Below are 15,198 nucleotides of genomic sequence, written 5' to 3'. Positions count from 1 at the left end.
GATTTTCAAGGAGTTGAAATGGCTCAAAGAGCGATTCGTGAATACGACGGTAAAGCCATCTTTGCCCGCCACTGGGAAAAATATTTCAGCGGTTTTCACTATGGATTCAAATCAGTTCTTGTCACCAGCGGTGCGGAACTGAAAGCGAAAGCCGAGGAGCACGGTTTTGAGTGGCTGAAGCAGGAGCCGCTCGTCGCGAAGCCGGATATGCTGTTCGGTAAACGCGGTAAAAACGATCTCGTTCTCTTCAAGACGAACAAGCCGGGTGACGTTACCCTGGCAGATGCAGCGGCATGGATCGATGAGAAGATGTCCCATGACGTCACGCTGCTTTCCGGTCAGCACGGACGCCTGACGCACTTCGTCGTCGAGCCGTTCACACCGCATACGCAGGAGCAGGAGTACTATATCTCCGCAACGACCGTCGGCGAAGACGACGTCCTTTACATGTCCGCAGAGGGCGGTATGGAAGTCGAAGAGGGCTGGGACGAGAAGGTCAACGAGGTCCACATCCCGATCAACATGAGCGATGCGGATATGGAGCATGCCGTCCGTGCTAACGTTCCTGCGGATATTCCGGCTGCAAACAAAGAGTCTTTCACCTCTTTCGCGATCGCATTCTTCAAGTTCTACCGTGACCTGAACTTTGCTTACCTTGAAATCAACCCGATCGTCATGCTCGCCAACAACGAAATGGCCATTCTTGACCTCGTTGCACGCCTGGACGATACAGCAGGCTTCATGATGGGTGACGCATGGTGCGATGCAGAGTACCCGACGGCATTCGGTATGGAAGACCAGTCCCCGGAAGAGAAAGCGGTTGCTGAAGCCGATGCGAAATCCGGTGCTTCCCTGAAACTGACGATCCTCAACCCGCTCGGCCGTATCTGGACGATGGTTGCGGGCGGCGGTGCGTCCGTCGTTTACGCGGACACCATTGCCGACCTCTCCGGCGACGTCAAAGACCTCGCGAACTACGGAGAATACTCCGGTGGTCCGACAACGGGTGAAACGAAGTTCTACGCCGACACACTCCTTGACCTGATGACACGTCACAAAGATGCCCAGGGCCGTGACAAGATCCTCATCATCGGCGGTGCGATTGCAAACTTTACCGACGTTGCGAAGACCTTCACGGGTATTATCCAGTCGTTCGAAGAGTATGCGGATAAGATGAAAGAACACAACACGCGTATCTATGTACGCCGCGGCGGACCGAACTACGAGAAAGGTCTCAAAGACATTAAAGAAGCGGCAGACCGTCTTGGCCTGTATATCGAAGTCTATGGGCCGGAAACACACGTAACCGATATCGTGCGTATGGCACTTGAGAAGTAAGGAGAGAAGAATGGGTGCACTGTTTACAAAAGACACACAGGCAATTTTCTGGAATAACAACGCAAGCGCGATCCAGCGTATGCTGGACTATGACTATGTCATCAATCGTGCAACACCGTCAGTCGCGGCGATCGTCGCACCGACTTCCAGCAATAAATTCGAGAAGTTCTTCTACGGGCCGGACGAAATTATGGTCCCGGTTTACCGCAACACGACCGATGCGGCGAGCGCGTTCCCGAACGCAGACGTCCTGCTGAACTTCGCCTCTTTCCGTACGGCGTATGACGTCACGATGGAAGCGATCGGTCTCAAGGGCCAGTTCAAAACGATCATGGTTACGGCCGAAGGTATCCCGGAGCGTCTGGCCCGCGGCATGAACCAGGCTGCACGTGACGCAGGTGTTACGGTTATCGGACCTGCGACGGTCGGCGGTATCGCACCGGGCGCATTTAAAATCGCCAACGTCGGCGGTACGATCGAGAACATCATCAACTCTAAACTGCACCGTGCAGGTTCCTGTGGCCTTGTCACACGTTCCGGCGGTCTGTTCAACGAGCTTTCCAACATTATTTCCATCAATGCCGACGGTATTGCGGAGGGTGTTGCGATCGGTGGTGACCGTTTCGTCGGTTCCGTCTTCATCGACAACCTCCTGCGTATGCAGAACAACCCGCAGGTCAAATACATGATCCTGCTCGGTGAAGTCGGTGGTACGGAAGAGTACAAAGTGATCGAAGCGGTCAAGTCCGGCAAGATCACAAAACCGATCATCGCATGGTGTATCGGTACGATCGCGAAGCACTTCAGCTCCGGCGTTCAGTTCGGTCATGCGGGTGCATCCGCAAATGCCGATGCCGAAACGGCAGCAGCGAAAAATGCGGCAATGGCAGAAGCCGGTATCTATGTACCGGAATCTTTCAACGATCTTCCGGCGAAGATCAATGAAGTCTATACAAAACTGAAAGCAGAAGGCGTCATCGGCGAAATCGAAGAGCCTGCACTGCGCGAAGTACCGAAAGTCCGCCGCAAGAAAGAGTTCATCTGTACGATCTCTGACGACCGCGGTGACGAAGCGACGTACGCAGGCTACCCGATCAGCTCTGTCGCAACGCCGGATACCGGTTTCGGCATCGGTGACGTTGTTTCACTGCTGTGGTTCAAGAAACGCTACCCGAAATGGGCGACGGACTACATCGAAACCGTCATGAAAACTGTTGCAGACCACGGCCCGGCGGTTTCCGGTGCACACAACGCGAAAGTCACTGCGCGTGCCGGCAAAGACGTTATCTCTGCGCTGGTCACTGGTCTTCTGACTATCGGACCGCGTTTCGGCGGTGCGATCGATGACGCGGCGCGCTACTTCAAGTATGCGAACGATAACGGTATGAGCCCGGCAGAATTCATCGCCTACATGAAAAAAGAGGGCAAAACGATCTCCGGTATCGGTCACCGTATCAAGTCCGTCCGTAACCCGGACCTGCGCGTTTCCGGTCTGAAGAAGTTTGCGGCAGAAAACTTCCCGGCGACTCCGCTGCTTGACTTCGCTCTTGAAGTCGAGAAGCTGACGACGTCCAAGAAGGATAACCTGATCCTGAACGTCGACGGTACGATCGGTATTCTTATGGTCGACATGTGGCGTGCGCTCGGCTACTCCGAAGAGGAAATCGACGGCTTCATCGACGCGGGTGCGCTTAACGCATTCTTCGTGGTCGGCCGCTCGATTGGCTTCATCGGTCATATCCTGGACGAAAAACGTCTCGGGATGCCGATGTACCGCCACCCGATGGACGACATTCTTTACAACGTCGAAAAAGCGGAAGAGCTCTAAAAAGCACCGTTCGACAAAATGTAATGCCTCCGGGGAAGCGCAACGCGCACTTCCCCGGATTTCTTCCCACAATCTTCACCATCCCCGCTTCTGTTTTCTTATGTTATAATGACCTATCATCCAAATAAAGATAGGAACCTCAATGAGAAAATCTGCTTTTACAATGATCGAACTGGTCTTCGTTATTGTTGTCGCCGGAATACTGGCAGCGGTGTTTATTCCACGTATGGAGCGAGATAACATTGCAGAAGCTGCTTACCAGGTTGCCAGACATATCAGACTGACACAACACCATGCAATGGTTGAAGACCGTTTTAATGATGCACCTGCAGGTGTGGACTGGAGAGAGACAAACTGGCGAATCACCTTTGTGAATGGTACAAGCGGCGAATGCTACCAGATCCATGCAGACCGGGATGGTAACGGAGGGACTCCGGCAAGTAGTGAAATGGCAGTCGATCCAATGACCAAAAAAGGTCTGTTCGGTGGATCATCCTGTAATGGGACAAATGATGATGTATTGTTGTGGAAAAGCTTCGGCATTAATGCAGTGACGGTATGTGGGGTGGCGACATCCTCCGCGGGTATAAAGAATCTGGCTTTTGATCACCTGGGCAGAGTCGGACAGATCAGTGGCAATACGATGAACCTGCTGGCAAATGATTGTACCGTCCATTTGACCACAAGCGACGGACACAGTGCGGATGTTCTGGTGACCAAAGAAACGGGCTTTGTCAAAGTGGCAAATATTGACGGAACTGCACTGTAAAAGAGTGTATTTTCGGAATTTCGAAAAAAAATGAAAATTTCCGCAAAAACCTCTTGACATTGCTTTTGAAATCCCCTATAATTCCCGTCCACAAACGATGAGAGGCATCGAAAAGAGGCCTATCTAGCGGGACTTCGGGTTGAAGATCGCGAAAGTTTGAGATCATTGAAAACTAAGCAAGTGGGATGGACAGACAAGGTCTGGAAGTCTTACTTAGATAAGACACAATTTAACCGTCTATTACTATTTATAGTGATAGACACTATACAGCCAATGATTTTATATCTTGGGCTGGATCAGTAATCGCTTCATTTATGAAGCGTCTTTTCAATTATGGAGAGTTTGATCCTGGCTCAGAGTGAACGCTGGCGGCGTGCTTAACACATGCAAGTCGAACGGTAGCAGGATAGTGCTTGCACTATTGCTGACGAGTGGCGCACGGGTGAGTAATGTATAGGTTACGTGCCCCATAGTCTGGGATAGCCACTGGAAACGGTGATTAATACCGGATACTCCTGTTCGCAGGGAAAGTTTTTCGCTATGGGATCGGCCTATATTGTATCAGCTTGTTGGTGAGGTAAGAGCTCACCAAGGCGATGACACATAGCGGGTTTGAGAGGATGATCCGCCACACTGGTACTGAGACACGGACCAGACTCCTACGGGAGGCAGCAGTGAGGAATATTGCACAATGGGGGAAACCCTGATGCAGCAACGCCGCGTGGAGGATGACGCATTTCGGTGTGTAAACTCCTTTTATTAGGGAAGAAAATGACGGTACCTAATGAATAAGCTCCGGCTAACTCCGTGCCAGCAGCCGCGGTAATACGGAGGGAGCAAGCGTTACTCGGAATCACTGGGCGTAAAGGACGCGTAGGCGGGTTTTTAAGTCAGGTGTGAAATCCAATGGCTCAACCATTGAACTGCACTTGAAACTGGGAACCTAGAGTATGGAAGGGGCAGATGGAATTAGTGGTGTAGGGGTAAAATCCGTAGATATCACTAGGAATACCGAAAGCGAAGGCGATCTGCTGGGACATAACTGACGCTGAGGCGTGAAAGCGTGGGGAGCAAACAGGATTAGATACCCTGGTAGTCCACGCCCTAAACGATGAATGCTAGTCGTCGGGGTACTCGTTACTTCGGTGATGCACTTAACAGATTAAGCATTCCGCCTGGGGAGTACGGTCGCAAGATTAAAACTCAAAGGAATAGACGGGGACCCGCACAAGTGGTGGAGCATGTGGTTTAATTCGAAGATACACGAAGAACCTTACCTGGCCTTGACATTGATAGAATTCTGTAGAGATACGGAAGTGCCAGTTTACTGGAGCTTGAAAACAGGTGCTGCACGGCTGTCGTCAGCTCGTGTCGTGAGATGTTGGGTTAAGTCCCGCAACGAGCGCAACCCTCGTCCTTAGTTGCCAGCAGTTCGGCTGGGCACTCTAAGGAGACTGCCTTCGCAAGGAGGAGGAAGGTGAGGACGACGTCAAGTCATCATGGCCCTTACGGCCAGGGCTACACACGTGCTACAATGGGACGTACAGAGAGTTGCGATACCGCGAGGTGGAGCCAATCTCATAAAGCGTCTCTCAGTTCGGATTGTACTCTGCAACTCGAGTGCATGAAGCTGGAATCACTAGTAATCGTAGATCAGCTAAGCTACGGTGAATACGTTCCCGGGTCTTGTACTCACCGCCCGTCACACCATGGGAGTTGATTTCACCCGAAATCGGGAAGCTAAAGTAGCTACCGCTTACGGTGGAATCAGCGACTGGGGTGAAGTCGTAACAAGGTAACCGTAGGAGAACCTGCGGTTGGATCACCTCCTTTCTAGAGTAACCGGGCACCATTCGTTTGGTGGCCCGAAGAGAAAATCTCACATTTCAGATTGTGTCTGTCCGCTTGCTTGCTTAGTTTTCAGTGATCTATGTTCTATTGAATTAGAAATGCCGAGAAGGGGCCTATAGCTCAGCTGGTTAGAGTGCACCCCTGATAAGGGTGAGGTCGGAGGTTCAAGTCCTCCTAGGCCCACCAGGATCACTATGTGGGGAATTAGCTCAGCTGGGAGAGCGCCTGCTTTGCACGCAGGAGGTCAGCGGTTCGATCCCGCTATTCTCCACCACGAAGCCTAATACGAGTACTTGATGAAGTATTCATATTAGACTTCTTAGTGTATAAGAGTCTAAAACGTTCATTGAATTATCATTGTTAAAGTCAACAAATATTTATGAAGATTACTTCGTAAGTATTGCAACTACAATTAAATATTACAGTCTTATTCATATTGAGTAAGGCAGTAAGCGCTAATTAGAATAAAGATATTAAGAGCTATAGGTGGATGCCTAGGCTGGTAGAGGCGATGAAGGACGTACTAGGCTGCGATAAGCCTCGGGGAGCTGCCAAGAAGCTTTGATCCGGGGATTTCCGAATGGGGCAACCCGGCATGGCGCGAGTCATGTCACCCTGCGGGGAGCGAACCAAGGGAAGTGAAACATCTCAGTACCTTGAGGAAAAGAAATCAACCGAGATTCCCAGAGTAGCGGCGAGCGAAATGGGACTAGCCCTAAAGCGTGTAGTGTGTTAGCAGAATCCTTTGGAAAGAGGAGCCATAGAAGGTGATAGCCCTGTAAGCGAAAACTATCTACATGTTATTCGAGTAGGTCGGGACACGTGTTATCTTGACTGAACATGGGGGGACCACCCTCCAAGGCTAAATACTACTACCAGACCGATAGCGAACCAGTACCGTGAGGGAAAGGTGAAAAGAACCGTGGTGAACGGAGTGAAATAGAACCTGAAACCTATAGCTTACAATCATTCGGAGCCCCATTCTTTATGAGGGGTGACGGACTGCCTTTTGCATAATGAGCCTGCGAGTTGTGGTATCTGGCAAGGTTAAGCGAACGCGAAGCCGTAGCGAAAGCGAGTCTTAATAGGGCGATTAGTCAGATGCTGCAGACCCGAAACTGAGTGATCTATCCATGAGCAGGTTGAAGCCGGTGTAAGAGCCGGTGGAGGACCGAACCGATGGGCGTTGAAAAGCCCCCGGATGACTTGTGGATAGGGGTGAAAGGCCAATCAAACTCAGTGATAGCTGGTTCTCTCCGAAATATATTTAGGTATAGCCTCGAGCATTAGCATACAGGGGTAGAGCACTGACAGGGCTAGGGCTGCTCACCGCGGTACCAAACCCTATCAAACTCCGAATACTGTATGTGTAACCTCGGGAGTCAGGCGGTGGGTGATAAAATCAATCGTCGAGAGGGGAACAACCCAGACTAGCAGCTAAGGTCCCTAAGTTACATCTAAGTGGAAAAGGATGTGGAGTTGCTGAAACAACCAGGAGGTTGGCTTAGAAGCAGCCATCCTTTAAAGAAAGCGTAACAGCTCACTGGTCTAGCGATTCTGCGCCGAAAATATAACGGGGCTAAGATGTACACCGAAGCTCTAGACTTAGTTTTACTAAGTGGTAGGAGAGCGTTCCATTCAGCGTTGAAGGTATACCGGCAAGGAGTGCTGGAGCGGATGGAAGTGAGCATGCAGGCATGAGTAGCGATAAAAGCAGTGAGAATCTGCTTCGCCGTAAACCCAAGGTTTCCTACGCGATGCTCGTCATCGTAGGGTTAGTCGGGACCTAAGTCGAGTCCGAAAGGGGTAGACGATGGCAAATCGGTTAATATTCCGATACCGACTGTAGAGCGTGATGGAAGGACGCATAGGGCTAAACGAGGTCACTGATGGAATAGTGGCTCGAAGGATGTAGGTTGTAAGGTAGGCAAATCCGCCTTACATGAGACCGAGATCTGACAGGCTGTCGACGCTCTTCGGAGCAGAAACAGAATCGTTGATGCCGTCGTGCCGAGAAAAGTTTCTAAGCATATCTACAGTCGCCCGTACCGTAAACCGACACAGGTGGGTGAGATGAGTATTCTAAGGCGCGTGGAAGAACCCTGGTTAAGGAACTCTGCAAACTAGCACCGTAACTTCGGAATAAGGTGTGCCCGTTGTACGTGAAACCCCTGCGGGTGGAGCGGAAGCGGGTCGCAGCAAAGAGTCCCTCCCGACTGTTTACCAAAAACACAGCACTCTGCCAACACGTAAGTGGATGTATAGGGTGTGACGCCTGCCCGGTGCTCGAATGTTAAAAGGATCCGTTAGCTTTGCGAAGCGGTGAATTGAAGCACGAGTAAACGGCGGCCGTAACTATAACGGTCCTAAGGTAGCGAAATTCCTTGTCGGTTAAATACCGACCTGCATGAATGGCGTAACGAGATGGGAGCTGTCTCAACCAGGGATCCAGTGAAATTGTAGTGGAGGTGAAAATTCCTCCTACCCGCGGAAAGACGGAAAGACCCCGTGCACCTTTACTATAGCTTGACACTGCTATTGGGATATTCATGTGCAGGATAGGTGGGAGCCGTTGATTTAGTGACGCCAGTTGCTAATGAGGCACCCTTGAGATACCACCCTTGAATATTCTGATAGCTAACTGCGCAGAGTTATCCTCTGTCAGGACAATGTCTGGTGGGTAGTTTGACTGGGGCGGTCGCCTCCTAAAAAGTAACGGAGGCTTACAAAGGTTGGCTCAGATGGGTTGGAAATCCATCGTAGAGTATAATGGCATAAGCCAGCCTGACTGTGAGACATACACGTCGAGCAGAGTCGAAAGACGGTCATAGTGATCCGGTGGTTCTGTGTGGAAGGGCCATCGCTCAAAGGATAAAAGGTACGCCGGGGATAACAGGCTGATCTCCCCCAAGAGCTCACATCGACGGGGAGGTTTGGCACCTCGATGTCGGCTCATCGCATCCTGGGGCTGGAGCAGGTCCCAAGGGTATGGCTGTTCGCCATTTAAAGCGGTACGCGAGCTGGGTTCAGAACGTCGTGAGACAGTTCGGTCCCTATCTTCCGTGGGCGTAGGAGAGTTGAGGAGAGCTGACCCTAGTACGAGAGGACCGGGTTGGACGAACCACTGGTGCACCGGTTGTCCTGCCAAGGGCACCGCCGGGTAGCTACGTTCGGATGTGATAACCGCTGAAAGCATCTAAGCGGGAAGCCAACTCCAAGATGAACTCTCCCTGAAGGACGCATGAAGACTACATGCTTGATAGGCTGGGTGTGTACGCAGAGCAATCTGTTTAGCTGACCAGTACTAATAGTCCGTTCGTCTTTTTTCCCTAAAATTAGTGTCTTACTGCCTTACTCAGTATGAGCTGTAATAGCTGTAGTTGCAACCGTTGACTTTAACAATCATATTTTATGCTAACCCTTAGCATAAAACATACATAACCGACACGCAGTCGGATCCAAGAGCTTCTCGAAGCTTTTCGATCCGATTGTCCAGGTGGCTATAGAGAGAGGGAAACGCCCGGCCCCATTCCGAACCCGGAAGCTAAGCCTCTCATCGCTGATAATACTGACCCTTGCAGGGTTGGGAACGTAGGTCGCCGCCTGGTTCTCGGATTTATCCTTCTACTTACAATTTACAATCAATCATCAAATACCTTACTTCTAATCAATCACTTGGCATCAACTGCATTAGCCTATTTCTATCTCTGCTACTGTGCTCTAGGGAATATAGATCTTGTCGATCAGTTCCTCATACTCTTTTTTCGCATCACTGTCGATTGTTATCCCGCCGCCGCTCTTGTAGACCAGTCCATTCGATGTCTGTTCGATATAGCGGATGGATACGGCACTATAGAGGTTTTTGCCGTCAAAATAGCCGAATACCCCTGTAAAATAACCGCGTTCGTACCCTTCAATCTCTTTGATAATCTCTACGGTTCGTTTTTTCGGTGTACCGCTTATACTTCCCGCAGGCAAAAGGGATCGCAGGATCTCTTCGATGCGGGTAGGCCATGTGTTTTCCAACTGTCCGGATATCTGCGAGCTAACCTGCAGTAGCTCTTTTGCTCCGGCTTTGATCCTGTCGATATAGCGGAACTTTTCGACACGTATATTGGATGCCACAATGCCAAGGTCGTTACGCAGGAGGTCGACGACCATCAGGTGCTCCGCCATCTCTTTTTCATCGCCAAGGATTGTTGCTTCAGCATCACGAAGAGATGCGTCAATGGTGCCTTTCATTGGATAGGTATAGATCTTGTCATCAATGATTTCAATAAATTTTTCCGGAGAAAAGCAGACGAACTTATTTTTGAAGCGAATTTTGAAAGGGGCATTGGCCTTCTGGTAGATTGTATGGAGCGTTTCAGTGCATTTGATAGGTGTAGGCTGGGTCAGGTTGAGGAGATAGGTCTCTCCGCAACGAATGTACTCCTGTACGTTGTCCAATTTTGCTTTGTAGGTCTCAAAATCAACAGGCTTTTTATCCAGCGTAGAAGCATGTGGCGTGCCTGAGGCATGAAAAGAAAATTCGATGTCTTCATCCGACAGGGTATCCAGGGGATAGCAGGTGAGACTTTTCCCTTCGAAGTCGGATAGAAAAAAGAAAGGCGTGGCGACTGCGCAGAGGGAATTGAGACTAGCGGTTGCCATCAAGGATCAGTTTTTTGAGCACGGCCATACGTACGGAAACACCGTTTGAGACCTGTTCAAGGACTTTGCAGCGGGGATCGGCCAGAAGGTCGTCATCGATATCGATATTGCGGTGTACCGGCCCTGGATGCAGGATGATGATGTCGCGGTCGCCGACCAGCTCTTTGGTGATACAGAAGTCGCTGGCATAATCCTGCAGCGAAGCGTAACTGGGCTGGGAGTGGCGCTCCGTCTGGGTACGTAGGCTCATGATGACGTCGACATCGTCCATCACGTCATGCAGGTGGTAGGTGGAAGGAAGTTCGGTCTGCGGCATGAATTGCGGCGGGCTGACAAGGGTGACCTTCATACCGAAGCGCTGCAGTAGCTCGATATTGGAGTTTGCGACCCGCGAGTTCTTGATATCACCGACGATGGCGATACGCTTACCGTTGACGTCCCCGAAATGTTTGCGCAGGGTATAGAGGTCGAGCAGGGCCTGTGTGGGGTGGGCGTGGGCCCCGTCGCCTGCATTGATGATGGCGGCACGGGTATGGTTGGAGAGTATTTTCGGGACCCCGGCATTGGCATGGCGGACGATAATGGCATCCGGCCCCATGGCATCTAGGTTCATGGCCGTATCGACAAGGGTCTCCCCTTTTTTCGTGGAGCTTTTGCCGACATCGAGGTGGACGACTTCCGCACCGAGTCGCTTGGCCGCAATTTCGAAGGAGCTGCGGGTCCGTGTCGAGTTTTCAAAAAAGAGGGTGATGATGATGCGGTCCTGCAGAATACGGTGAAAACCGCCCTGTGCATAGAGATCCGCATCGTTGTAAAGGGAGAGAATCTCTTCTGTGCTGAAGTCGTCGGTACGGATGAGATGCTGCATAGACCCTCTTTATTTTTGGAGAATTATAGCAAAAGCGCGTCGCAAAGTTGCTCAATATCGTCTTCGAGACGGTGCCATCCGGGTGCGGCCGTATCGAACCAGGGGCGGGACGTCTCATCGAAGCCCATATCGCCTTCCCGGCAATTCAATACCCATTCGGATGCGATGCCGCGCCGTTCGAGCGCTTCGAGGCTGAGACGCAGGTCGTTGATGCCGCCCAGACGGCAGTGGGCAACGAGCAGTGCCTTGGCACGGTAGCGGGGAATCAGGTCGATCATATCCGTTTCGGCATCAACGGGTACGAGAAGTCCGCCGGCCCCTTCGATCAGGCAGACATCGCAGATCGCGTCCATCGCCTCGACGGCACGGTCGATGGCGTCCCAGTCGATGGGTGTGTCCCCTCTGGCGACATAGGGGGCGGCCGGCAAGGCAAATTGCACGGGAACGATATCGTCGATGTCGAGCGCCCACGCCTGGGGATTGAGCTGCTTGAGGTCCTGCAGCAGCAGGGTGCCGTCTTCGGGGAGGTTCTGAACACCGGTTTCAATCGGCTTGATCACGCCGATGCGCAGCCCACGCGCGCTCAGTGCGTGCATCAGCTTCCGAGTCGTATAAGTTTTGCCTATCTCCGTATTGGTCGCTGTGATAAAAATGTGTTGCGCCACCTAAACCTCTTTCAGCTATAATGTGCCAATTCTACAATCAACAGGTTTAAAGCAATGAATCGTTTTGAAGCGTTTACGACACAGTTCGTGCAGGGAACGGGAGCGAAAGAGGGGGCCATATCACCCGTCATCGCCAACTCGGCGGCCTTTGCATACGGGGACCCGGAGACGGCAGAGGGGATTTTCGACGGCAGCGTCAAAAAACCGCTGTACGCCCGGGTGGGTAACCCGACATCCGGCAAACTTGAGGGCCTCCTGGCACAGATGGAAGGGGGCGTCGGCGCTATTGCGACAAGTTCGGGCATGGGCGCAACGACCCTGGCCGTGATGTCGCTGCTGGAGAGCGGGGACGAGATCATCAGCATCGGCGGACTCTTCGGGGGGACATACTCCTTTTTTGAGGAGACCCTGAAACGCTTCGGTATCCGCACCGCTTTTTTTGATGTTGATGCCCTCGAAGAGGTGGAATCCGTTATCAATGCGAAGACGAAGCTGATTTTCCTCGAGAGTGTCGGTAACCCGAACATGCGGCTGCCGGACCTTCAGGCCGTTGCGGCCATCGCCGACGCCCACGGGATCGCCCTGATGGTCGATAATACCGTGACGCCGCTGAGCATTCAGCCGCTCAAACTCGGTGCGGATATCGTTGTCTATTCGACGACGAAACTGATCGCAGGGAACGCTTCGGCCCTCGGCGGTGCCGCTGTCTTCCGTGCCATCAGCGAAGGCAAAGACAAATTCAAAACGTCACGCTATGCGTCGATCCACAAGTTCATCGACAAAATGGGGGCGATGGCCCTTGTCGCGGTCGGCAAAAAACGGGCGATGCGTGACTTCGGCATGAGCCCGTCGGCGTTCAACAGCTATCTGACGCTGCTGGGCCTCGAGACGCTTCCGCTGCGTCTGAACCGGATCGTCGAGAGTGTCGAAACGGTCGCACACGCCCTCAAAGAGGCCGGTCTGAACGTTAATCACCCGGTGCTGAGGGATCATCCCCACCATGACCGGTACACGACACAGTTTGCAAACGGGACCGGCCCCCTGCTGACGATCGATATGGGCAGTGCGGAGGCCGCCTATGCCTTTCTGCGTAAAACGAAACTCGTGACGATCACGGCCAACATCGGCGACAGTCGTACCCTGGCGCTGCATATGGCGTCGACGATCTATAGTGATTTCGGCGACAATGAACGGGCATTCCTCGGGATTACACCGGGGCTGATCCGCGTATCGATCGGGCTGGAAAACCCCGATGATCTTATCCGGGATTTCATTACCGCGGCAGAGTGACACTCTAAAGTGCGGCAAGAGTATCACAAATGTCGTTAGTGGACATGTGTTGTTAGATTTAATTAGATTGTAAGCTTAAGGAAAAGATAATATAAGCATTTGATATTCCTGCAAGGCTTATGATGCGTATTTTTTTCCTCTTTTTGTTCCTGGGTGCCTCTTTGCTCTTTTCCGCCACCGTAGAGCAGATGAAGAGCGAGAAGCGTTACGCTTTGGTGATCGCGAACGGGCTCGTCACCGAGACGGGTGATGACAAGGCAGTGGCATCCGCCCAGGCGCTGGCGTCGTTTTTGAAATCAAAGGGCTTCAAGACGGTAACGGCTTTCAACCTTGACCGCGCGGAACTCATTAAGACCTTCCGTAGCTTTGACAAGGAGCTCACTCCGAACGCTATCGTCACGCTTGTCTACAGCGGACGGATGATCGTCCACGATTCGCAGGCATGGATCCTGCCGGCGCGCATGAAGCTGGAAGGGCTGCCGCAGCTGCGTCTTTCGGCAGTCAGTTTCGACTTTCTGCTGCAGAAACTCCAGCGCCACACCCCCCGTGTCAGCATCGGACTCGTGGATGCTTTCGCCTACAGTGGCAAACCCAATACGACCGACGGCGAACTGATTCTTGACGCGATCAAGGATGTCAAAGAGGCCGATTCCATGGTACGCTGGAACGGCAAGGCGGCAAGTTCACCGCTCTTCGGCCACGTGACGGGGGCCGTGGGGAACGGCCATGACGATATGGACAGTCTGGCCGACAAACTCTCCAAAGCGGGTGTCCACTCCCGGATCGCCGCTGCCGATTTCTATTTCAATGTCCCGTCCAAACTGTTGACCCCTGCGGACAAAGCGTGGCAGCGCGCGGAGACCAAAAACAGTGTCGTCGGGTATGAAGCCTTTCTGATCGCCTACCCCAACTCTGCATACACCCAGACAGCTACAGGCCGGATCAATGCCCTCAAGGCCAAGGAAAAAAGCGCTGCTGCAGATAGCGCCAAGAACAAGGAACTTGAGAAGGTGGAAGCCGAGCTCAAAGTGCAGCAGGCGGAACTGGCACGCCTCAAAGCAGAGCAGAAGGCGCTCTCGAACGGAACCGAGAATGCGGATGCGGCACCGCTCTATTATGAGCCTACGGAGATGGTGGCCATCCCGGAGGGGATCTACCTGATGGGTTCGGACCGTTTCGACAACAGTAAGCCCGTCCATATGGTCACGGTCCAGGCCGGTCTGAAAATGAGTACCTATGAAGTCAGCAATCTGGAGTACAGTGCCTTTTTGAAAGCAACGGGGACGAAGTACCGCAAGAAAAAACTGCTCAAAAACGAGAGTGCCGCAGTGGCATTTGTGAGTTGGGAAGAGGCGATGGCCTACGCCGCCTGGCTGAGCAAGGTCACCGGCAAAACGTATCGCCTGCCGACAGAGGCGGAGTGGGAGTATGCCGCCCGTGCCGGAAGTGATACGCTCTATACGTGGGGAGACAGTGCTGCCAATGCCGCCCAGTATGCCTGGATGGCGACCAACGCACACGGCTTCGTGCATTCGCGCGGCTTGCTGCAGCCCAACGCCTTCGGCCTCTTCGATATGGCCGGGAACGTGGCGGAGTGGTGTCTGGACGGTGCAACCGCCGATTACAAGGGCGCCCCGACCAAAGCGGAGAAAACAGGTTCGGACAATGACGCCATGAAAATCATCCGCGGCGGCTCCATCAAGAGCCAGGATGAGGGGCTTTCACCCTCCTACCGCGATTCCAACATCCCTACATACCGCAGCGAAACGGTCGGGTTCAGGCTTATTCTCGAGTCCTGAAGCCGTCTGACAACCCTCTCAAAAACAACAATAATTAAAATAAATATATTTGAACAAAATATAATACTATAAATGTAATATATTACTTTCAATAATAGTTTATCTGTTTTTTAAGGTTGAAGAAGTGACAATGGGGC

8 protein-coding genes, 2 tRNA genes and 3 rRNA genes are annotated in these 15,198 nt (G+C 52.2%); 10 read left to right on the top strand and 3 right to left on the bottom strand.

Going from position 1 to position 15,198, the window contains the following annotated elements:
• Nucleotides 1–18 precede the first annotated feature (18 nt).
• The 8 genes from WCX49_RS11180 to rrf all read left to right on the top strand — a co-directional run bounded on the left by WCX49_RS11180 (nucleotide 19) and on the right by rrf (nucleotide 9,394).
• Nucleotides 19–1,338: an ATP citrate lyase citrate-binding domain-containing protein gene (locus WCX49_RS11180; protein WP_345985167.1), complete on the top strand. Its 1,320-nt coding sequence runs from the start codon at nucleotides 19–21 to the stop codon at nucleotides 1,336–1,338.
• A 10-nt stretch (nucleotides 1,339–1,348) separates the two neighbouring features.
• Complete coding sequence (locus WCX49_RS11175) at nucleotides 1,349–3,166, top strand: citrate/2-methylcitrate synthase (RefSeq protein ID WP_345985166.1); 1,818 nt, start codon at nucleotides 1,349–1,351, stop codon at nucleotides 3,164–3,166.
• Between the two features lie 163 nt (nucleotides 3,167–3,329).
• Nucleotides 3,330–3,935, top strand: a complete 606-nt coding sequence (locus WCX49_RS11170; protein ID WP_345985165.1) for a type II secretion system protein — start codon at nucleotides 3,330–3,332, stop codon at nucleotides 3,933–3,935.
• A 330-nt stretch (nucleotides 3,936–4,265) separates the two neighbouring features.
• Nucleotides 4,266–5,768: ribosomal RNA gene (locus WCX49_RS11165) — 16S ribosomal RNA — on the top strand.
• Nucleotides 5,769–5,895: 127 nt separating this feature from the next.
• Nucleotides 5,896–5,972, top strand: a tRNA-Ile gene (locus WCX49_RS11160).
• A 12-nt stretch (nucleotides 5,973–5,984) separates the two neighbouring features.
• Nucleotides 5,985–6,060 (top strand) — tRNA-Ala (locus tag WCX49_RS11155).
• Between the two features lie 189 nt (nucleotides 6,061–6,249).
• A 23S ribosomal RNA gene (locus WCX49_RS11150) occupies nucleotides 6,250–9,115 on the top strand.
• Nucleotides 9,116–9,278: 163 nt separating this feature from the next.
• Nucleotides 9,279–9,394 (top strand): 5S ribosomal RNA (rrf, locus tag WCX49_RS11145).
• Together the 16S, 23S and 5S rRNA genes with 2 tRNA genes alongside form the textbook arrangement of a ribosomal RNA operon.
• A 112-nt stretch (nucleotides 9,395–9,506) precedes the next feature.
• Here the strand turns inward: rrf and WCX49_RS11140 are convergent.
• The 3 genes from WCX49_RS11140 to bioD are packed head-to-tail and all read right to left on the bottom strand — an operon-like array spanning nucleotide 9,507 to nucleotide 11,972.
• Entirely contained in the window at nucleotides 9,507–10,439 is a 933-nt protein-coding gene (locus WCX49_RS11140) for an aminodeoxychorismate synthase component I (RefSeq protein ID WP_345985164.1), read from the bottom strand.
• Nucleotides 10,426–11,307, bottom strand: a complete 882-nt coding sequence (locus WCX49_RS11135) for an aspartate carbamoyltransferase catalytic subunit (RefSeq protein ID WP_345985163.1) — start codon at nucleotides 11,305–11,307, stop codon at nucleotides 10,426–10,428. The genes WCX49_RS11140 and WCX49_RS11135 overlap by 14 nt, the downstream gene beginning before the upstream one ends.
• A gap of 23 nt (nucleotides 11,308–11,330) precedes the next feature.
• A complete protein-coding gene (gene bioD / locus WCX49_RS11130) occupies nucleotides 11,331–11,972 on the bottom strand; it encodes a dethiobiotin synthase (protein WP_345985162.1) in 642 nt (213 codons plus the stop codon).
• Between the two features lie 54 nt (nucleotides 11,973–12,026).
• Here bioD and WCX49_RS11125 point away from each other — a divergent pair, with 54 nt between their 5' ends.
• The gene (locus WCX49_RS11125) at nucleotides 12,027–13,262 is read left to right on the top strand and encodes an aminotransferase class I/II-fold pyridoxal phosphate-dependent enzyme (protein ID WP_345985161.1); all 1,236 of its coding nucleotides are present in this window, start codon (nucleotides 12,027–12,029) and stop codon (nucleotides 13,260–13,262) included.
• Nucleotides 13,263–13,384: 122 nt separating this feature from the next.
• Nucleotides 13,385–15,061 (top strand): SUMF1/EgtB/PvdO family nonheme iron enzyme, encoded by a 1,677-nt coding sequence (locus WCX49_RS11120; protein ID WP_345985160.1) that lies wholly within the window; start codon nucleotides 13,385–13,387, stop codon nucleotides 15,059–15,061.
• The last annotated feature ends 137 nt before the right edge of the window (nucleotides 15,062–15,198 follow it).

Origin of the sequence: Sulfurimonas sp. HSL-1656, from assembly GCF_039645585.1 — a bacterium.
GTDB classification, from domain to species: Bacteria; Campylobacterota; Campylobacteria; order Campylobacterales; family Sulfurimonadaceae; genus Thiomicrolovo; species Thiomicrolovo subterrani.
The sequence above is the reverse complement of the archived record's forward strand: the minus strand, read 5'-3'. Positions and strand labels throughout refer to the sequence as shown.